Annotated in this window: 14 protein-coding genes; 4 read left to right on the forward strand and 10 right to left on the reverse strand. The window is 43.2% G+C overall.

Going from position 1 to position 21226, the window contains the following annotated elements; all coding sequences use genetic code 11:
- Positions 1–9: 9 nt before the first annotated feature.
- Positions 10–999: a tetratricopeptide repeat protein gene (locus HWN40_RS03585; protein WP_176964471.1), complete on the forward strand. Its 990-nt coding sequence runs from the start codon at positions 10–12 to the stop codon at positions 997–999.
- A 23-nt stretch (positions 1000–1022) separates the two neighbouring features.
- Here HWN40_RS03585 and HWN40_RS03590 read toward each other — a convergent pair whose 3' ends face one another.
- Positions 1023–1313 (reverse strand): DUF211 domain-containing protein, encoded by a 291-nt coding sequence (locus tag HWN40_RS03590; RefSeq protein ID WP_176964472.1) that lies wholly within the window; start codon positions 1311–1313, stop codon positions 1023–1025.
- Positions 1314–1471: 158 nt separating this feature from the next.
- On the opposite strand from HWN40_RS03590, the gene HWN40_RS03595 reads away from it, so the two are divergent.
- The 3 genes from HWN40_RS03595 to HWN40_RS03605 all read left to right on the forward strand — a co-directional run bounded on the left by HWN40_RS03595 (position 1472) and on the right by HWN40_RS03605 (position 3900).
- A complete protein-coding gene (locus HWN40_RS03595) occupies positions 1472–2113 on the forward strand; it encodes a histidinol phosphate phosphatase domain-containing protein (protein ID WP_176964473.1) in 642 nt (213 codons plus the stop codon).
- Positions 2114–2133: 20 nt separating this feature from the next.
- On the forward strand, positions 2134–2790 hold the full coding sequence (locus tag HWN40_RS03600; protein ID WP_176964474.1) for a cyclase family protein: 657 nt from the start codon (positions 2134–2136) through the stop codon (positions 2788–2790).
- A 231-nt stretch (positions 2791–3021) separates the two neighbouring features.
- Positions 3022–3900 (forward strand): archaellin/type IV pilin N-terminal domain-containing protein, encoded by an 879-nt coding sequence (locus HWN40_RS03605; protein WP_176964475.1) that lies wholly within the window; start codon positions 3022–3024, stop codon positions 3898–3900.
- A 21-nt stretch (positions 3901–3921) separates the two neighbouring features.
- On the opposite strand, the gene HWN40_RS03610 is transcribed toward HWN40_RS03605, so the two are convergent.
- The 9 genes from HWN40_RS03610 to HWN40_RS03650 all read right to left on the reverse strand — a co-directional run bounded on the left by HWN40_RS03610 (position 3922) and on the right by HWN40_RS03650 (position 21224).
- Positions 3922–4503 carry a hypothetical protein gene (locus HWN40_RS03610; protein ID WP_176964476.1) on the reverse strand — a complete coding sequence of 194 codons (582 nt, stop codon included), beginning with the start codon at positions 4501–4503 and terminating at the stop codon, positions 3922–3924.
- A 26-nt stretch (positions 4504–4529) separates the two neighbouring features.
- A complete protein-coding gene (locus tag HWN40_RS03615) occupies positions 4530–5075 on the reverse strand; it encodes an XTP/dITP diphosphatase (RefSeq protein ID WP_176964477.1) in 546 nt (181 codons plus the stop codon).
- Complete coding sequence (locus tag HWN40_RS03620; protein WP_176964478.1) at positions 5068–5640, reverse strand: Kae1-associated kinase Bud32; 573 nt, start codon at positions 5638–5640, stop codon at positions 5068–5070. Before HWN40_RS03620 ends, HWN40_RS03615 begins: the two co-directional genes overlap by 8 nt.
- Positions 5641–5657: 17 nt before the next feature.
- Positions 5658–6650, reverse strand: coding sequence for a bifunctional N(6)-L-threonylcarbamoyladenine synthase/serine/threonine protein kinase (locus HWN40_RS03625; RefSeq protein WP_176964479.1), 993 nt, complete (start codon positions 6648–6650; stop codon positions 5658–5660).
- Positions 6651–6688: 38 nt separating this feature from the next.
- Complete coding sequence (locus HWN40_RS03630; protein ID WP_176964480.1) at positions 6689–10960, reverse strand: S8 family serine peptidase; 4272 nt, start codon at positions 10958–10960, stop codon at positions 6689–6691.
- Positions 10961–11081: 121 nt separating this feature from the next.
- Complete coding sequence (locus HWN40_RS03635) at positions 11082–15035, reverse strand: PGF-pre-PGF domain-containing protein (protein WP_176964481.1); 3954 nt, start codon at positions 15033–15035, stop codon at positions 11082–11084.
- Positions 15036–15270: 235 nt separating this feature from the next.
- A complete protein-coding gene (locus HWN40_RS03640) occupies positions 15271–20085 on the reverse strand; it encodes a cobaltochelatase subunit CobN (RefSeq protein ID WP_246275965.1) in 4815 nt (1604 codons plus the stop codon).
- A 153-nt stretch (positions 20086–20238) separates the two neighbouring features.
- Positions 20239–20604 (reverse strand): DUF2149 domain-containing protein, encoded by a 366-nt coding sequence (locus HWN40_RS03645; protein ID WP_176964482.1) that lies wholly within the window; start codon positions 20602–20604, stop codon positions 20239–20241.
- Complete coding sequence (locus HWN40_RS03650) at positions 20601–21224, reverse strand: MotA/TolQ/ExbB proton channel family protein (RefSeq protein WP_176964483.1); 624 nt, start codon at positions 21222–21224, stop codon at positions 20601–20603. Before HWN40_RS03650 ends, HWN40_RS03645 begins: the two co-directional genes overlap by 4 nt.
- Positions 21225–21226 lie beyond the last annotated feature (2 nt).

Genomic DNA, 21226 nt, shown 5'->3' on the forward strand with positions numbered 1-21226 from the left:
TCCGGCTCAATGTCATATGTTCCAATGAAATTTCCCAAATACATTGTTATAATTGCGTTACTTGCGATTTTCATAGTAGCTGGATCCATGCTTTTTGATTATTATACAACAGAGCAAACAATAAGTAAAGTAGAAAGCTTATGGGAAAGAGCTGATAATCACCGCAAAAACGGGAATTATGAACAGGCTGTAAATACCTATAACTCGGTTTTTGGATTAATCTCACCTGATAATTTTCAAAAAGAATACGGTCTTAATTATTATTATCTCGGTAAAACCTACGAAGAAATAGCTTATCAGACTCATAATTCTACAGATTTACAAAAAAGTATCTCTTCATACACAATGGCGGAAAACTATCTTACGCAGGATTCTTGTCCCCGGGAGTTTGCCCTTGTCCGGTATGGTATGGGTGATGCATATTTAAAGTTACATGGAATGAACAACAGGGAAAATGATATTCAAATTTCTATAGCTTCCTATGAGCAATCGCTCCAGTACTTCTCAATGGCACGTGATTCTTTTTATTTTGCTTCGCTTAACAACAAGCTTGGAAATGCCTACAGGAAAATGGGTGTTCATCACAATAATTCAGAATACTTCCTGACTGCCATAAGTCACTATAATGAGTCATTAAGGGTTTTCAGAAAAGATGTATATCCCGTTGAATATGCAGGTGTACAGAACAATCTCGGGAACACCTATCTGGAATTGTCAAAGATTTCTGATCAGGAATTTCATATCAATAAGGCAATTACTGCGTATAAAGAAGCTCTTACAATTCTGTCCATGGATACTCAACCATTGGAATATGCTACTGTTCAAAATAATCTGGGCAATTCATATTTCGAACTTTCTAAGATTGAAAACAAGAAAGTAAATTCAGAAAATGCAGTAAATGCCTATCACGAATCATTAAAGATATTCACCTCTGATCGATTCCCTGTTGAACATGAAGGAATCATGGACAATCTTGTAAAGGCTTACAAAAATACCTAGACTATGATTACAGATTTAAGATTTTATCTTTCCTGAAGCGTTTCCACTTCCTCAACCAGCCTCTTACCTGCAGCGATCTCATCCACGCTGTGTATCACGGCACCGAGATTCTCTATAGAATCTTTTATGGCCTCATAGTCCAGATCGTCCCCTTCGATCGTTATCTTTACAGTTTCTGTTTGCTGATCCACTTCATAAAGACTGAGGTTTACACCATAGACACCGTCAATTACACTGAGTGTCTGGGAGAACTCTACGATCGATGGATGGTGAGGCTTTAGTACATCAAGCACCAGTCTTCTGATTCCTGTCAATTTTTCATCCTTCCTGATAGAAATACGATAGTAGCTAGATTATAATTATGGAATATGAATCTTGCCGATAAATAAAGGCTCCCGGATTTTAAGCTCATGGATGGTTTTATTAGAGTTAGATGCATAGGCATGTATAAATTTCGGATAAAGGTGTTTTCATGATAGATATGCATACTCATTCTATTTTCAGTGATGGGGAACTGATTCCCAGTGAGCTGGTAAGAAGGGCTGTGGTAAAGGGTTACAGGGCGATCGGAATTACCGACCATGTTGATTTCTCCAATGTCGAGCATGTCCTGAAAAATGTCAGCAAGGCCAAATATCTGGAAGATGAGCTTGACATACAGGTTGTAGTGGGTGTCGAAATAACACATGTGCCACCAAGAAAGATCGCTCCGCTGGCAAAAAAGGCAAAGGATCTTGGCGCTGAGATCATTGTAGTGCATGGTGAAACTATCAGTGAGCCCGTCATGCCTGGTACCAATGCCGCATCCGTTGAACTCAGTGATGTTGACATTCTTGCACATCCCGGATTTATCACTCTTGAGGAAGCTGAGAATGCCCGTGAAAATGATGTGTGCCTTGAGATCACTGCACGTAACGGACATAACAGGACAAACGGTCATGTAGCAAATACCGGAATGGAGGCAGGTGCCACACTTGTTGTGGATACCGATGCACATAGTCCCGATAATCTCATTACCCGTGATTATGCGAAACTGATTGCCATGGGCGCAGGACTTAGTGAAAGACAGGCAAATGCGGTACTTGATAATTCCTTGCGTTTTCTGAAAAGTTAGTCCTGTTATAAGTGTTTAAAATGCACAGGAAAATCATCGACATCACTGAAGGCATATCTCCTGAGACTCCCGTATATCCTGGCGACCCGGAAACTGTGATTGAATCTGTTGCCTCGGTTGATTTCGAAGGATATGCTGTCTCCAGGGTCACATTCGGTACTCATACAGGGACCCATGTGGATGCCCCTGCTCATATATTTGAAGGCGGGTCTCATGTTGAAAAGATTCCAATTGAATCACTGATGGGTCTGGCTCTTCTTCTTGATCTGTCCTTTGTGAGCGCGGACATTTCCGCTGAGGATCTGGACCTTGCTCTGGAAAGTTTTAATGGTGATGCTGATGATGCCTGTATTTTGCTGATAAGGACCGGTTCTTCCTGTGACAGTGAGGATAGAAGTTCTCCGGCGGATCCAATATTTTTGGGATCAGATGCAGGTTCCTGGATAGTGGATCATGGTTTCAGGACAGTCGGCATTGACACTCTTTCCGTGGATATCGCTCCGTCTCTGGAAAATCACAGACTTTTTCTGGAGAATGGAATAAATATTGTGGAAAACCTGAACCTTTGCGAAGCTGAGTCCGGTCTGTATAGTTTTATCTGCCTTCCTTTGAAACTTCATGGATGCGAGGCAGCACCGGCAAGAGCTATTCTTCTGGATAAAGCTTATTTTGTCTGATATGTTTCATATTATATTTGAAATAACATATTAATGGTATAATTTAAATATTAGGTATGTTATATTATGTTGTGTAACGTTTGAGATGATATGGTATCTCAGTATATTAGTCTGTTAATTTCAACTTCTGTTAAATAACAGCATTAATATACTATAAACTATATACTCTTGTTACACGATTGCTAAAACGTTGATGAGGGAAGTCGCACGAAAGCAAATCAGAAGCAGACAATGCACAGCGACAGCCGTGCACAGGTAGGTATAGGTACCCTAATCATTTTCATATCCATGGTACTGGTAGCTGCAGTAGCATCAGCACTCCTTATCAAAACATCCGGTGTACTTCAGCAGAAGGCATCTCAGACAGGTCAGGAGACTACCAGGGAGGTAGCTTCCAACATGCGTGTTGACCGTGTGGAAGGTGAACGTGCAGCTTATTCTACAGTAACGGTTTCAAACGGAACTGTGTCTCCTGCTAATTTATCGATTTCTAAAGGCCATATGGTTGAATGGATATCTGATGCCGAAGCTTTCAATGTTTCAGTTGATGGTCAATCTGCTGTTCCCATAGAGGCTGGCTCTTTCTATGAGTATCGTTTTTCACAGGAAGGCAATCATAATTTCACGGTAGATACGACTTCAGGTACTACTTCCGGTACTATAGTTGTTGATGATATTGTGGATTACGGTGAGATCACAAAACTGCACATTTCAGTATCCCTTGGTCCGGGTAGTGAGGATGTAGATCTTTCACAACTGATCATATATCTTTCAGACGGTGAGCATGTTGCCAATATAAGATACGATACAGCGGATACAAGCACTGAGATACACACTCCTACAGAAGAGTACTTCTCAGTCAGTCCGATACGCTCCCGTGATCAGGCAGCATTCAAAGCCACTCAGCCTGTGCTGAGGACCGGGGATATCATGGAGATCATAGTGGATATCCGTCAGGTATTCGGAGAAGATGATGAGGACTACGAAGGTCTCAAACCAAGAACCGAAGTATCATTCCAGGTCAGGCCGGAAGCAGGAGCTCTTGTGGTGTTCGACTTTACAACTCCTGGTGCTTACTTCAATGAAAAGTATATCCTGCTGAGATACTGATCGGTAATCCGGATCGGCAACTCAAAAATGGGAAAGGGTGTATTTTTTATCGTATAGTACAAGTTCGAATATGAATTCACCTGTAACAGGATTCTGAACCACGATTCCTTTATTTTCGGAGAGATTATTGGTATCCAGGTTCCAGTTTCCGTTTTTATCAAGACTACCTTTGCGGAAATTAATTTTCTCACCGCCGATCAGAAATCTCTTCTTAACACCATTATAATGCTGGATGATAATGGTATTGTTTTCAGCATTCCAGACGGAGTTACTGAGATTTCCGTCAAGGTCAGGATCGGGATCCACTCCCAGCGACAGGTACTGCACGCTGTCAGGGAGAGATAATTGTACCACACACATGGAGCCTTCGGTACCGTCCACTTCACTCAGGTCCCTCGGGTATCCTTTCTGTATTGAAAGCAGTTCTACCGAAAGGCTGTTGACCTCTTTTTCAATCTGTGAATCAGTAAGGTATATAGAAACATTGTTCCACGAAACTGCAACAAGTACAAGGATTACTCCGGTGATCATGAGGTAAAAGATCATTTTCTGGGGAACTGTATCGATACCGTTCGTGTCCTTCCAGAAACTTCTGTCTTTCAACCCAATCCTCCCCTGTGCATTATGTCTTAATCCAGCCACTCAAAGAATTTATCCAGGGCTCTTCTGCGATGTGAGACCTTATTCTTTTCTTCATTTCCAAGCTCGCCGAATGTCTTTCCGTTATAGTCGAAAATAGGATCGTATCCGAAACCACCTGTGCCGCGTTCTTCAAAGGATATATTTCCCCCTACGGTTCCTGTGAACACTTCGGGCTCGCCGCCGGGTTCGCAGTATCCGATGACGGATTTAAATGTCGCAGATCGGTCCTTTTCATCTTCCATCAGCCTGAGAACCTTCTTATTACCCAGGTTCTCCTCTACAAAAGCGGAATATGGTCCGGGAAAGCCATTAAGTGCTTTGATGAACAGGCCGGAATCATCTACCATTACCGGCATTCCCAGTTTTTCAGAAGCCCATTTTGCACCGTAGGCTGCTATTGGCTCAAGGTCATCTTCCTGTAGCTCGGGGTATCCGTCCCTGTTCTGGATAACTTCGATGTCTTTTGCCTCAAGTATTTCCTTTACCTCTCCGAACTTGCCTTTATTTCCCGTCACAAAAACTATCTTATGCATATCTTCCTCTCTTTTCTATTTCCTTTACTCTTTCCAGAACTTCCTCTGCATTTTCGCATGTCTGTCTGTATCCTTTGCAGAATGCATCTGTAAGTGCTTCATGATCGTGGTGTGTGCTTTCAAAAGTCTGGAAGAGGACATGTATGTCCACGCCTTTTGCCTCTATCCCGGGATCCATGAAAGCCAGTCCGAAATCTATCATATATATCCTGTCCTTGTAATGCAGGAGATTTGAAGTCGTGAGGTCTCCGTGAATGATTCCTCCTGTATGCAGTCTGCCCACGAGCTCCCCAAGTTGCTGGCTAAGGCTTTCGTCGATCACATGTTTGAGTGGGGTTCCCGGAACGTACTGCATCACAATTGTCGAGTTCTGAATATCATGTATTATTGGTGTAGGAATTCCCAGACGCCTGGCTTCGGATATCAGGCGTGCCTCGGCCTTTGTACGTTCCTTCCGGATTCGCTCGTCAAGTTCCTTGAGGCGGTACCTTTTAGGCACTCTTTCTTTGACAATTAATTCATTTTCCAGTTTGACAGTGGCTTCGGCACCCCTTGTAAGATACATCTTATAACCTCATCATTTTACTCACGCCAGCTTACATCCACGGCATCAGGTCTGAAATTGGGGTTCACATGTGAATCTTCAATGTCCAGAGTGTCTCCTGCTTCGTACATCAGAAGTCCAAGATACGCTATCATGGCCCCGTTATCTCCCATGAACCTCTTTTCAGGCACATAGAAGGATGCTCCCCTGTCCTCACACATTATGTCCAGCATTTCCCTGAGACGTGCGTTAGCTCCCACACCACCGGCAAGCAAAACCTCATTCTTTTCTGTATGGGCAAGTGCACGCTCCGTCACCTCCACAACCATGGCAAAGGCATTTTCCTGCAGGGAGTGACACACATCCTCAAGAGGATACTTTGTCAGGCTTTCGGTTGCTGCTGTCGAGAGTCCTGAGAAAGAAAGATCCATTCCCTTTACAACATAGGGCATGGGTATGTAGTTATCTGACTGTCCGGCCAGCTGCTCGATCTTCGGACCCCCTGGATGGCTGAGACCGGCACTCCTTGCAAACTTGTCCAGGGCATTTCCGAGACCTATGTCCAGGGTTTCACCAAAAACGCGGTACTTTCCCATCCTGTATGCAAGCACCTGTGAATTGGCACCACTGACATAAAGTGTAACGGGATCATCAGCAGGTGTCTTCCAGCGACCCACTTCGACATGGGCCAGACAGTGATTCACACCAACGAGCGGAACATCCAGAGTTATCGCAAGCATCCTTGCAGCGGTTGCCACGGTACGCAGGCAGGCACCAAGTCCGGGTCCCTGTGAAAAAGAGATGGCGTCGATATCGGATACTTCGATACCCTTTTCCTGAGCTTCGTCCAGGGCCTTTTTTACCATAAGTGAAGCATACTTTGCATGATGCTGTGCCGCTTCACGTGGGTGAATCCCTCCGCTCGGAGGAACGTACATATCAGTGGCTTCTGATATGACATCTTTTTCATTTACGATAGCAACGCTGAGATTCCATGCGGTGCCCTCTATACCAAGGACTGCTTTTTTCAAGTCTGATTCTCCAGCGTTTAATGGTCAGCATCATAATATTAATTTTGCTGTTTTCTTACGAGGAGATAGGCGATGGCAAGGATCAGTCCTGCAAATCCGGCATAGACCCATAACATTGCATAAGATGTTGAAGATTCCGTTCCTGATCTTGATGTGTTCTCTGCAAGAGGATCTTCATTCGTTTCGATTTCTTCTTCCATCAGGACAGTACCGTCAACGATATTCTCTGTTTGAATCTCCGTACTCATGCCTGTAATGGCAAAAGGTGAAAAACCAGGTGTCTTTGCTTCAAAGTAAAGGTATTCCTCATCAGAGCCACACAGTTCGGTGGATAACTTATTCCATACCCCTCCTGAGTATCTCTGAAGCTCTAAGGATGACTGATCAATATCATTTTCAAGCAACCATTCCCTGTCAACCCTGAATCCGATTACAGGGTCCCTGATGTTTTCCTCTGTGGCATAACCTGTTTTTCCGACCCAGATATTTATATTCTTATAAACTGTGCCGGAGGCTACGCTATTGGAAAATGTGGAAGTATTCTTTAAAACCTCTATAGTCACAGTGATTTTTCCCGCATTCTTCAGTGACAGGTAGCGGACATAATCTATGTCGTTCTTATCATCATTGAAATCAAAGTCCACAACCTCGTCCTTTCCGGCATATAATGTGAGTACATCCTTGAAGACGATATTTTCATATTTTTCACCTGTGGAGCCGCCTCCGCCACCACCGCCTCCTCCGCCGGAGGAGCTGGATGTGGTAGTTATTACTGCAGCCGTTGTAGCACTGATATTGGACCAGTTACCTGTATTGCCTGCAAAATCTATGGCTCTGAGCCCGTAATCGTAGTCTGTGGCTTCAGAAAGTCCTGTATCCGTGGTCTGTCCTGCAGAACTGTTCTTTAAGAATACTCCGTTCTTCCATATCTCCACATGATCTGTGTCCTGAGATTGGTTCCATGTCAGTGTTACTGATGACCGGGTACTTGAGTACGTAAGATCACTGATTACAGGTGCAGTATTATCTTCCAGCGGCGCATAAATGCTTAGGTGGGTGATATTTGCTGTTACCGTGTGTGCAGATGTATTTCTACTAGTCCTGAAGGAAATCCAAGCGTCTTCCTCTGGATTGTACCAGGCAAGCATCAATTTTTCTGCATTTGTTACAAGGTAGGTGTCATATCCGAGGGTAAGGGATACATTTCTTCCGAACTGATACGAATAGTTAACATCGGACTCATTAATCACTCTGATATCGATTGGACTTGCTGCAAGAATCGAACCGTCCACAGGCTCCTCTCCTCTTACAATAGCAGCAGAGATGTTTCCGGGATTTGCTGATGTGCCTGTGATATTGAAGTTAAGGACAGAATGACTGACATTATTGCTGATACCCGGGACAGAAAGGATGGCTTCATCATTTCCTTCAGTATTGAAAGTCTCTCCAAGACTAAGATATATTGTTGTGTTGGAACTGAAATAGTTGTTCTCGGAATTATTGTAAATTGAAGTAACGTTGATGGTATTCGTTCCATTCGACAATGGGATGTTTGTTAAATTGAACATGCCGTTTGAAACAGGCCATGACTCATTGGTAATGATTCCATTGACATATACTGATATATTGGTCGCTATTCCTGCAGTTCCGTTAAGTGAGAAATTATCTGCTGGCAGGTAGTAGATAGTTCCTGACTCTGGTGAATCAATTGTTGGCTGACTGTTGAATACTGTGAAGTTCACAGTGGTTGAATTTACGAATCCAGTTATGTCCTCAGCAAAGACTGTAAAGTTATGCTGACCTTCTGTCAGGTTGAGGGTTGTATTGAACCAGAATCCTGTTTCTGTGGAGGAATTCTCTCCATTGTCAACGTTGTACCAGAAGTTACAGTACTTACTGTCACTGATGTTGATATTGACTGTATTTTCCTGTATTACTGAACTCTCTGCAATATCGTCTATTGTTATTACATTATCTTCTACACTTACGTAGAATGTCCATTCGTAGCTTATCTCTTCGCTCTGGTTTGTCAGAGCAGTTATGGATACATTGTAATATCCTTCCTGGTATGGTTCTGCAGTCTGGTTCGATACATTGAATCCGCCATCTATGGGATAGGGGGTGGAATTAACACACAAACCATTTATTGTCATGTTTATTGAATCTGGGTTGATTCCATGTGCATGTGTAAGGTTAATCGAAACAGGAGTTAAGCCATTAGTTGTATAATTATTATTTTTAGGGTATTCATTTACATCAGCTTTGTAATATAGGACAAGTGAGAAGTTCTGAGGTCCTTTCTGGATTGCTGTTGCATTCACTATTATGTTATATGTTCCAGGAGCAGGGTCTTGTAATTCGATACCTTCAACGTTATTCAAAGTATCAGGTACAGATCCAAGATTTCCATATTTTTCGCTGTTGTCTGGCGTGACTAATATCATATCCAGGTTATTCACAAGCACGTTGTCTGCAGCATCAAATCCTGGATAGTCTGTCCAGACAAGCGTTGCCCTTAAATTGTCTGAATTTTCAGCTACATTATAACTGATATTCCATTCAGGATTGTAACTAACATTATCCTGGTCATCATTTAATGCTTCAGGATTATCGAAATATTCAATGACATAAGGATACTGGGGATATATCGAGTTCTCAATATCAACGCGACCCCATCCCTGGGAATAATCTGGTCTGCCGGTACTTTCCGGATTTATATCACATGCTCCGTTAATCAATGTGGCTTTTATGAGTGCAGCACTCGGATTGGACACGTTATCTATATCGGTGTAGTACTGTCTGATAAGAGCAGCAGAACCTGCAACAATTGGTGTTGACATACTTGTGCCGCTCAGGTAAAGATAATTGCTATTAATTGCTTTACCATGTATAGTATCGGTTGTTGCCTCACTCGATCTTGTAGAAGCAATGAATGTTCCCGGAGCAACAACATCTGGTTTTATTCGGCCATCTGCGGTAGGTCCACGACTACTAAAAGATGCAACATCATTGACGTTATCTGAATAGTGTCCTTCTTCAGGTCTGTCATTTTCAGAAGCACCTACAGTCAGCGCATTTTTTGCAGTTGCCGGATAACCAATTGTGTTACTATTTGGACCTTCATTGCCAGCAGCAAAAACGATTAGCATGTCTGGATGTTCCCATACGAAAGAATCAACCTGTTGAGATTCAGTAGTATACTCACCACTTGAATCTCCTCCCCAGCTATTGGTATGTATTCTTGTACTCGTATCGGTGTTATAGGCTTGAAAGAAAACGTCTTTCAGGTTAGCTGGCAAATCTAAAACTTCTTTTTCTTTCTCATGACTATATTCCCCAATTGCTTGGAATACTAATTTTGCTTCAGGCGCCATCCCTGCATACAGTCCATTTGAAAGATTTCCATTTCCCAGAACAGAACCAGCTACATGTGTCCCATGGCCTGAATATAAGTCTCGCTTATCCCCGTCATCTGCCACATCAAAAATATCTATTACTCTTCCTCTAAAATCGTCATTCACCGTCTCTTTATTTCCCGTGTCAAGTCCGGTATCACAGACTGCCACGATCTGTCCGCTACCGTTTAATCCGTATGTGTTGCGGACGGTATCCACAGTGATGATTCCTGCGGCAACATCATTGTTAATAGTCGGTAGGACGTATTCTTCGATCCAGCTGACACCACTGATGGATGCTATCTCAGGAATTTTGTCGGCAGAAGTTTCTACTCGAAGTACATTTCCTGAACCGGAAAGGATCCTGACTCCGAGATTTTCAATATTAGAAATAATTCTCTTGTAATCGGATTCAGAAAACAGGATTACATGGTATGTTTCTTCTGTATCTGTATCTGCTTTGGATGTCAGAATCCCTTCCTCGCCTGTCAGCTCTGACTCGTACTTGTATGATGGTTGATATTCGCCTACCCATTTGACAAAATCCAGGGATTCGACATTTGCTTTTACATCAGTGCTCATCTTGAAAATGAAAGCGTTGTTGGGAACATAATTGTAGATGGTGGCTCCTCTGGCTGTTATATTCTGTCTCCATGTTTCCCGGGCTGGTCCGGTAAATTGTACGATATAATATCTATCAACATCTTCTGCAGACTGGATGGAGTATTTACTGGTCGTCTTCTCTTCAGTCTGCAATTCCTCTTCTCCTGAAGTATCTGTATTTATATGAGCGGCTTTTAAGAGGATGAGATTATTGTCATTAAGATCTGTATTATCCGTACTTCCGGAAACTGCAAGCGTAGTGGGTAATAATATGAGAATAATGGCTACAAGTATCGTGTTTTTAGTATGCATGAACCAACATCCTTGGCTATTTGGGATGTCTGGATATTGGCCTAAATATATTTATACATACTGATTAATAAAAAAAGATTTGTTGATACAGTTTCTTATAATAGTCCTTTTGAAACATGAATCACTTTTTCCTTATAAGCAAACAGGCAAGGCAAATAAGCAAAAGGCTGATCGGACCGGATAGTGCATCTAAAGTACGTTCTGCTTCAGTCTCGTTTACCGTGACTTCTCCTTCCAGTACTGAATCGTTATCGCCATTTTCCGGTGTGGAATACAGAGTTTCCGACCCATCGGCCAGTTTTGCTTCATCCTGTATCTTTATTCCTGTGATCGCAAAGGGAGAAAAGCCCGGTGTCTCTGCTTCAAAGTAAAGGAAATCCTCGTCAGAGTCCACGATCTCAGTTGCCAATCTGCTCCATGAACCATCGCTGTATCTGTTGAGACTAATAGAGTCATCATCTATGTCTTCTTCATTGATCCAGGATTTGTCGACTCTGAATGCTATGACAGGGTCGGCAATGTTTGCATCAATAGCATAGCCGGTTTTACCGACCCATATATTCATGTTCCTGTAGATCTCTCCGGAAGGCAAGGTATGAACAAATGTTGATTTGTCCTTCAGGGACTCGATTGTTACGCTTATTGTGCCTGCATTCTTCAATGAAGTGTATTCAACGTACATTATGTCAAGATCCGGATTATCGAACTCGAATCTGGCTACCTTGTCCTTTCCTACGAAGAGTGAGTTTACGTCTTTGATCTCGATGTTCTCATATTCTTCCCCGGTGGTGCCTCCGCCACCGCCACCGCCTGAACTGCCGGAGCTTATTGATGTGGCTGGTGTTGTGGATGCTGATAATTCTTTTACAGTTATTGTAACTGTTTGATTATCACTTTTTTCACCATCGGTCACGCTGAAATTTATATCGTAAGTTCCTTTTTGGTCAGTTGTTGGGGTCCAGTTGAATAGAAGGGAAGTATCGTTGAATGTTGCTCCATCTGGCAAAATACTTTCATTAGAGTACGTAAGGTCATTACTATCTATGTCGGTTGCGTTGATGAAGAATTGTAGATTCTTGGTTACTTCTATAATCTTTGGGGAAATTGAGTCAAATTCAGGAGGAGCATTGTCCTCATAAACTGTTACTGTTATAGTTTCACTGTCTGTCAAAGAACCATCCGATACCTCTACATCAAACGTGTAAGAATCAGGTCTCTGTGACTCTGTTGGTGTCCATGTGAATACTCCGTCAGATGTTATTGCTGCACTATTTGGTACTGTTCCTGAAAGACTGAAAGTAAGTGTGTTTTCAGGAATGTCAGAATCAGTTGCCGTTGCTGTAAATGTAAGTTCTGTAAGTTCATCAATTGTCTGATCGCCTATTGAATCAAGTACCGGAGCAACATTGACTTCTTTAACTGTTACTGTTATGGTCTCACTGTCTGTCAGAGAACCATCCGATACCTCTACATCAAACGTGTAAGAATCAGGTCCCTGTGACTCTGTTGGTGTCCATGTTAATACTCCATCAGATGTTATTGCTGCACCATTTGGTACTGTTCCTGAAAGACTGAAAGTAAGTGTGTTTTCCGGCAAATCTGAATCATTTGCCGTTGCTGTAAATGTAAGTTCTGTAAGTTCATCAACCGTCTGATCACCGATTGTATCAAGAACAGGAGCATGGTTAGTGACAGGTGAAGCATTCATATTAAATTCCCAATTATATGAGAATTCCTGTCTGCTAATCGTCTGCGCATTCACTGAAACATTATAATCTCCATTCTGGTAAGCAGTTGGCGTACTATAAGAGATTCTATATCCACCGTCGATTTCAACGGCAGTAAAGTCCACAGTTGAGTCGTTGATCATCATCTGTATGGAACTCCGGTCCACTCCTCCAGGATGAACTACATTCGTGGAAACAACTGTAGAACTATCATCTGTAGATGATCCGTTTGCGGGGAATTCATTGTTGTCGCAGGTGAACGACAGTACAAGGGAGAAGTCCTGTGGTCCTTCCGGTACATTTGTACCGTCAACTCTGATTTTATAATCTCCGGCTATGGTTTCATCTATTTCCACTCCCTCTACGTTGTTAGCAGTATCTGGAGCATTATTCAGATCATAATTTCCGTAGTATGTGTCAAATGAGTCTGTGATTGTAAGATCAAGATTGTTCACAAGTACTTTTCCTGCAGCCTCGGATCCCGGATAGTCGGTCCATACGAGTGTTGCACGCAGGGGCTCGCCTTCTTCTATGTATCCGTAATCAAACTCCCAGAAATCATCTGTGTCAGAGATTGTCTCCTTATCAAAATAGGCGATGACTTCCGGATATCGTGGGAACAATGAATTTTCCAAATCGATTCGCCCCCATCCCTGTGAGTAATCTGGCCTGCCTTCAATCTCCTGATACTCTTCAGTTCCATACTGTCCGGGGGTCATGTCGTGGGCACCATTAATCAGGGTTGCCTTGATTAGTGCCGCACTTGGGTTTGAAAAACCTTCAGTATCACTGTAGTATTGCCTGATAAGAGCTGCAGAGCCGGCGACTATCGGTGTTGCCATACTGGTTCCACTCATAGGGGCATAGTTTTCATTTAAATACCATGAGTTAATACTGGCTTGGCTGGACTTTACTGACACGATATATGTTCCAGGTGCGATCAAATCGGGTTTTATCCTTCCATCAGTTGTAGGTCCCCTGCTGCTTGTGGCTGCAATGCCTTCAATATTATCTGCTCTTTTATCTACATCAATCGGGAAACCGTAAGAATCTCCCCATGTATTAATAAAACTGCTTCTGTTATTTTCAGAAGAGCCTACTGCAATACAGTTCTTAGCAGTTGCCGGATCCTGTATAGAATTCTGATCCACAATACCGTCATCATCCTGGTCTACACCGTAGTTACCAGCTGCAAACAAAATCAGCATATCAGGATTTTCCCACATAAACTGGTCTACCTGCTTTGAAAATATCGTATAATTTCCATACTCTCCTGTGTAACCCCAACTATTGGAGTGCATCTTTGCACCAAGATCATACGCAGGCTGAAAAACTGATTGGTTAATATAATATGGAACAGACAAAGTACCATTTGAATTCAGAAATTCTAAAAAAACAAGGCTTGCTTCGGGTGCCATTCCTTTATACTGGCCGCCTGACTCCGCACCATTACCGAGGATCGAACCAACAACATGTGTTCCATGACCATGCATATCTGCTGCACCGTCATCAGAAAGATAGACAAAATCCAGTATCCTTCCTCTAATATCTGCATGCATGGATTCATCATCAACACCTGTATCTACACCGGTATCACAAACGGCAACTATCTGTCCACTACCATTCAATCCGTGTGTATCGTGAACAGGCGTTACGCCGACAATACCTGCGGCAATGTCATTCAAAAGAACAGGTTCCCGATATTCCTCTATCCAGCTAACACCATTGATAGCCGCAAGTTCATCTATTCTGCTCTTTGGGATCTTTATCCGAAGGATATTATTGGAATTCTCTGTCACAGTTCCTTGTATCTCAGTGATCTCTTCATCTATTCTGGAATTTTCACTTGCATCAAAGACCATTACCAGCAAATCTGCTTTTTCCACTTCTGATTCAGACGTCAGTTTGTTTGCTGTGACTGTGATTGCAGGTTCATACTTGTAGGAGGCCCGGTATTCGCCTATCCATTTTACAAAGTTTAGTGAACTTACCTCTGGTATAACAGAAGCGTTCATTCTCACAATGAATGCATTGTCAGGTAGATAGTCGTACAGTACTGCCCCTGTCTGACCCAGTTCTTCTTTCTGATCTTCAAAGACAGGTCCTCTGAACTGTGCAATGTAGTATTGTTCTGTAACATCAATGGCTTCTTCAATTGAATTTGAAGATACGGCAACTTCCTGTCCGTCTTCCTCTGCAAGTTTATCCGTATTTATCGTAGTTGTTTTAAGAAAAATATGATTTCCGCTGTTATCTGCCAGACTTATGTTTTCATTATCTGAACATGATGCTGTAAAGATCATTAAAAAAACAAGAATCAAAAAGAACAAGGTACGTTTTGTGTACATTACCAGACATCCACCTTTTTGTTTGAAATTTGAACTCACAATATATCTCTAAGTATGAGATACGCAAGTGATCAAAAGAATGTTAATAGCCAGCCCCTGCTTTACATCCTTAAAAAGGTAAAACATTCAATATTATATATCTTTTTGCAATTTTTTTTAAAAAAGTAAATAATAAAAATCAGATGCATAAAAAAGTAAAAATAGGCGCTTTTTAGATAAAAGCGCCAAAAATGTTTTACAACTTCCTCCTCTTCCAGAATCCGAAGTACATAGCCCCGACTCCGGCAAACACCAGAATAGAGGCTACAATATCCGAACCTGTAAATGAGAAGCTACTGCTATCCGGATTGCTGACACTTTCCTTTGTCATCTCGTAGCCCTCAACATAGTCATCTGGGGCGGATTTTGTCGAATCCTGGGCCGGTGAGTTCATATCTGTTCCTGCTCCGGAATCACTTATCATTGTCTGGTTGGAGGTACCTGTTCCCGGCTCAGTAACTTTTAAGTCTGATCCGGTTGAACTGCTTCCGGAAGATGATTTCGTCTGTGGCTGTGACTCAGGCGCCTTATGTTGGATTGCATCATTCAATTTAGCTTCATATTCATCCTGAACTTCCTGGCTAACGCCGGCAGCTCCCATATTCCCCTGCACGAATTCATCGAGTAACATGTTTCCACATGTATGGTGGCAGCAGGTAGCTCCGTTCTCCGCAACTGATTCGGTATATTCTTTCACAAGGTTATTGACCATCTCATCCGGCAGGTCTACATATCCTTTACGAACCGCTTCCAGCATTCTTCCGGTAATGGACTGATAGGCTCCGGGATTGTTTGCATTGAAGAATTCCTTCATCTCTTCATTTATGTAGGTGTTATAGACGGTCTCCCACATGCTATCATCAACAAGCTCCGGATTTGAAACTTCCCATCCCCAGAGATTGTCCACAAATTCGGCCATCATCCTGCCTCCTGAATAACCCGAGTTCATCATGCCCTCGATCCATTTGTCATTGAGATATCTGGAGCGGATGTTGATATTCAGGTACTCCTGCATGCCTATTATGCGTGCATCGTCAGGATTGCGGGTATCCGAGACATACATTTCCGGTGTTTTGCCGCTGACATATCTTGTCGCAATGTTCAATCCACCGAAATACTGGTAGAAGTCGTCGTTGTCAAGTGTATCATAGAGGTTTGAGGAGTCAGAGTGTACAGATGCATCAACATTTCTGAGATTGCCGATGAGAAGCTCTGAACAATCGAATCCCCACAGGTCAGTACCGTAGGCATATCCCATCTTGTCAATGTATAGTTCAGCGATTTCGGTATCGTTCTCCCAGGTTCCGCTTGAATCGACTGCATTTGCCACGGCTATCTCATAGGTACCATCCTTTACGGCAAAACAGCGCATTGTAGATAGTTTGGAAGCCATTTCGGCAGCATATGTCTCGTTGCCTGTACTGTTGAGGAAAGAACTGTAAAGCTCTCCATAGATTGCCTGGGTGCTGATATTGACATAGTTTGGATAATTGGTCGATTCTGCAAGGTTTGCCATCCTGGCAGCTTCATCCAGCATCTTCAGTTTGTCAGGGAATGCATCTCTCATGCCCGCGGTGGTGTAAACAATGTCAATGCGCGGTCTTCCAGGTTTTGAGGAATCGTAGTTTGGTAAAAGTTCTTCCTCTGAGAGAAGTGTAAGACCGTCAACAACTCCGTTCTCGTCCCAGTGTGGCTTCACACCCAGCAGATAGAGTGCTTCTGCTTCAAGTGTTCCATGGTCTCTTATGAACTCCACTCCGAATCTGGAAAATGATACTTTACGCGGATATTCTCCATGTTCCTCATAATAGTCAATGAGTAATTCCTGTGCAAGTGCCTTTCCAAGGTTCCAGGTCGCAACTGATGGGTAAAGGTCAGGGTTCACTCCATAGAAGTTGCGGCCGGTTGGTACTGCATTTGTGTTCATTATAGGGTCCGTACCCGGTCCGGCCGGTATGAACCCGCCATTAAGAGCTGAGATCACTCTGTCCATCTCGATGGCGCTATCAAGAAGCCGTTGCCTGTACAGGAGTCCTGAGCTAAGGCTTTGAGTGACAGATTCGTTTGTACCCCCGTAGACCATTATTTGTGAGTCGTTGATGTCGGTCTCATTCGTGACAACTTCCCAGACGAGTCTGTCCACTTTTGTATCATTTGAAGGGATACCAAGCGGATATTCGTCTTCCGGATAAAAAGCTGTAGTGACATTTGCCTCGAACTTGCTTCCCATCATCTGCCTCACCATTGCAGAGAGTTCATCTCTTTCGGGACCGGAGGTATTCATTGCAGGCACCACTCCAAGAACATGCATCCCGTAAGGTATATTCTCTCCCTCAATTTCTTCGATATATTCGTGAAGGGTGTTCCGGATGAAGTTATCGAACTGTGTCTCATTATAGAGATAAAGTTCTGTTGCATTGACTTCCAGGTCCGTATCCAGTCCGCAGCTTACCATTTCATCGATAATTGACATCTGGTATGCCTGCTTGGTCTGGACTGAAAGTTCAGGTCCGTAGTATTCCTGCATTAGCAGGGACATATTGGCGATTTCACCGTATGTGCCTGCTCTTTCTATCGTAGGTGTAAGATGATCTATGATGAGCGCATTGCCCCTATACTCAGCGGTTAATCCTTCACCTACGTTTGCAACGATATACGGGTAGATGTTGGGAAGGTCCTGCAGTAGCAGAGGGGCCCACTCGGACGAACGATTCATTCCGTATGATTGTCCTGGCAGCCATTCATGTGTACCGTGTGTTCCAAGGTGGATTATTGCATCGGCATCCCAGTCATCATTCAACCAGAGATAGAATGCGATGTACTGATGTGGTGGTGGAACAAGACTGCTATGGTAGAGTGTATCATCGTTCTGCATGAATCCTCTTGCAGGTTGTGGCATGATCCACACGTTGTCAAATCGGACTGTGGGTATAACAATATACTGTTCTCCTGTATTATCTTCCCATATCATTAAGCTCTGATTCTGTGGTAGCTCCTCTGCCCAGGGCTCTCCCCATTGTTCGATAACATCCTCTCTAAGGTCTTCCGGTATTTCCTGCTCGAACCATTGCCTGTATGTTTCCATGGGTATGAGTTGAAGTCCCCACTCCGTTCTGTTCTCGACCATCTCATCCATAACTCCCGGTGCCCAAGAACCTGCGTTTATACCCTGTGCCCATATCATCTCCAGAAGCTGGCTGTTGTTTTCGGGGACATTGCTAACAGTGTAATTTTCATTTTCCATCCTGTCGAGCAATAATCGCATACTTGAGATGGTATCGAGGTAGCTTGCACCGATATTATCTTTTCCTGACGGATAATTGTAATAGATAATAGCTACCTTTTTGTCCTGGTTCTCTTTAAGTTTGAGCTCAGCCCAGTTGATAGAACGGTTTGCTATCCAGTCGATCTGATAATCCATTGGCACATATTCACTGGCCCCGGTCTCCTCGTCATACACTTCAGTGCCAAGTACGATAAACTCGAATATTCCGTCTACGTTCGGGCCGATAGTTTTGTAGACTACCTGTCCGCTCGGGATTCCCCTGTTAGCGTCCGCAGGATCAGTGGATTCTCCGACAACCATTCCCCGGAGAACCGGCACGTTCAGCTCTTCAAGTTCCTCAAGACCTTTTTCATTATCCCAGTAATTAAGCCTGAAACTCTTCAGTGAAATAACGCATTGTACTAGTGGTTCACCTGAGTCGTTACAATAGTAATTTATGATATTGTCATTGAATACATCAAATCCTGCTATCACGTTACAGTCCTTGGCTTCCAGATCTCTTATGAGTGCATCAATTATTTCAAGATCTCCGTTCTGGACGTCATCCCTATGGAACCACATTCCAATGGTCGGTCGATCTGGATCATAGATCCGGTGCTCCCCGTAATTGTACTGCTGGTACCATTCGAGGTACTGTTCTGTGGTCTCAAAGTAACCATCAGTATAATCCGGATGATACAGACCCATGGCTGGCAGTGTCTGGTTCACACTCACGTAATTCCAGCTACCGGTAGTTTCGGTTTTATCAGAATACTCCTTTGCAAGACATATCAGGAAATTCTCGGCATTCTTTGGAGCGCTGGCAAATTCCGATTCAATGTTGTTGTATGAATTGATCAGCGTTATATTTTCAGAACCATTGTATTTGTAGTCGAAGTACTCAGGTACTTCTGATGAGGATGTATAGATATCAATTAGTGTAGTTCCATTGTCATGTGCCTGAAGTAACCACTGATCGGTGGCATTGTAAATGGAACCTTTCATCATCTCGCAGAAGATAGCATCCTGCTCAGCCAGGGTCCCATTCTCTCCGGCAGCTATTATCTCATCTGTATGTGCGCTTAAATCGCTGTAGTTGTATGTAGGGATGAATCTGAATTCCATGTTCTGGCTGTACGGATTTGTCCAGCTTGCCCTTTCCAGGGTATTGGCATACGTCCCCCATCCGGCATATGTAATTTTTATAACCGGCCAGTTATCGGTAATTTCAGAATTATTCCCGTATTCTTTGGCAAGATACATCAACAAATTCTCTCCGTATCTCTTGCTGATATTGGAATCGATTCCCATATTATCGTAATAATAGCATATGGGATCATCCCGATCTCCATCGGAAGTGTAATCAAAGCAAACGGGAACTCCTGCAGATGTCAGGTCTATTAAAGAAACACCGTTCTCATGAGCCTCTTCAAAATACTGTTCCAGTGGCTCATAAACCGCAGAGTTCAGCATATAGCAGAAAATAACATCCTGCGTGTTAAGGTATCCGTTTTCAGATGCGTTCAGCAATTCGTCGCTGGGACCTGAAGTCCCATAACCCTGTATATATGTGTATGAAATGTCATCTGCAATGGAACCGTTCACACTGGCTTCTTTAAGAGAGGCGTGGGGTGCAAATGAGATATATGTTATGTTTATCTTCTGTTCTTCTGCCGATACAACCGTTGTTGCTGATGCAAACAACAATACACTTAATACCATTACCAGTATAGTTCTTTCTTGCATGTTATCCACCCGATAGCGTGCAGAGCACTTCGGGAGTGCCGCCAAGCTTTTTCCGAAGTGCTCTAACCATCTTTTGTTTTTATCTATTTCATATTATACTAAATCAATATTATCTGTTTTTAAGCAAATTAAGTTGTTTTAATCGAGAAAAAATTAAGTTGAAGTTTTATTTTCCTCCTCAGGTACATATACCACTCTTCCGTCAGCCAGTTTGTAGGCCGTTCCCAGAGCCTCCCCGGTTCCGCCTCCTATCTCGTCTGTCATGTTAAGGACCTCAATGGGTTTTCCCTGATCCTTTACAATAATCTTCATATCCTGCTGTCCCGGATTCTTTACGATGGTGATATCATCCGTGGGACTCAGGAGTTCCGGGAGCTGGTATGACATTACGAGTGCAATAAGCAGTGCCACAGAGAAGACCATGGCAATGTCGAAGAGATTGGCAACACCTGTGAGAGGGCTCTGCTCATCCTCATTGGTAAGAAGTCCTGTTCGTCTGTATCTTCTCCTTCTTTTCACTCGCTTACCTCCAGTGTATCAAGGATGTAATCAATATCAGCCATGTCCTGCCAGTACCATCTCTTTCTGACCTGTGTGAGCACATAGGCTATGGTTCCGGCGAACAGCCCTACTACGGTTGTTGCAAAAGCGATCATGAGATTATTTGCAAGCTGTACGATATCACCCTGGGACAATCCGATGAGTGCCGGTCCCAGTGGGATAAGTGTGCCCATAAGTCCAAGCATAGGTGCGATGGTTGCCACGATCCGTGTTTGCTCAAGACGTTTTGCCATCTTTATTTCATATTCCTGTGACAGCCACTCTATTGCAGGAATAGTATTCTTTTCAAGATGAGCTGCAGCTTCCTTTGCAAAACTTGTGACCATGAAGTTCTGTTTGAGGTTGCGAAGGCCATCTGCTGCTGTTCCGAAGGATTTTTCAGTGAGTCTGTCCCTGACCTCAAGGCAGCAACTCTCAAGGTTTTTCATATCACGGTTGCGTTTTGCATATTCCGAAAGGAACTCTCCGATTAGTACCAGTGAAAAAAGTACCAGTAACAGGAGTATGATCACTACCGGGTACAGTAGTGAAGACGAGAACGTGTATAATATACCGTACAAAGACGAAGTTGTATCCATTT

Source organism: Methanolobus zinderi (assembly GCF_013388255.1).
GTDB classification, from domain to species: domain Archaea; phylum Halobacteriota; class Methanosarcinia; order Methanosarcinales; family Methanosarcinaceae; genus Methanolobus; species Methanolobus zinderi.

What these genes read in the sequence shown, in the direction of transcription:
- HWN40_RS03585 (WP_176964471.1), top strand. Translation starts at nt 10, where the DNA reads ATGTCATATGTTCCAATGAAATTTCCCAAATACATTGTTATAATTGCG.
- HWN40_RS03595 (WP_176964473.1), top strand. Translation starts at nt 1,472, where the DNA reads ATGATAGATATGCATACTCATTCTATTTTCAGTGATGGGGAACTGATT.
- HWN40_RS03600 (WP_176964474.1), top strand. Translation starts at nt 2,134, where the DNA reads ATGCACAGGAAAATCATCGACATCACTGAAGGCATATCTCCTGAGACT.
- HWN40_RS03605 (WP_176964475.1), top strand. Translation starts at nt 3,022, where the DNA reads ATGCACAGCGACAGCCGTGCACAGGTAGGTATAGGTACCCTAATCATT.
- HWN40_RS03615 (WP_176964477.1), bottom strand. Translation starts at nt 5,075, where the DNA reads ATGCATAAGATAGTTTTTGTGACGGGAAATAAAGGCAAGTTCGGAGAG.
- HWN40_RS03620 (WP_176964478.1), bottom strand. Translation starts at nt 5,640, where the DNA reads ATGTATCTTACAAGGGGTGCCGAAGCCACTGTCAAACTGGAAAATGAA.
- HWN40_RS03630 (WP_176964480.1), bottom strand. Translation starts at nt 10,960, where the DNA reads ATGCATACTAAAAACACGATACTTGTAGCCATTATTCTCATATTATTA.
- HWN40_RS03635 (WP_176964481.1), bottom strand. Translation starts at nt 15,035, where the DNA reads ATGTACACAAAACGTACCTTGTTCTTTTTGATTCTTGTTTTTTTAATG.
- HWN40_RS03640 (WP_246275965.1), bottom strand. Translation starts at nt 20,085, where the DNA reads ATGCAAGAAAGAACTATACTGGTAATGGTATTAAGTGTATTGTTGTTT.
- HWN40_RS03650 (WP_176964483.1), bottom strand. Translation starts at nt 21,224, where the DNA reads ATGGATACAACTTCGTCTTTGTACGGTATATTATACACGTTCTCGTCT.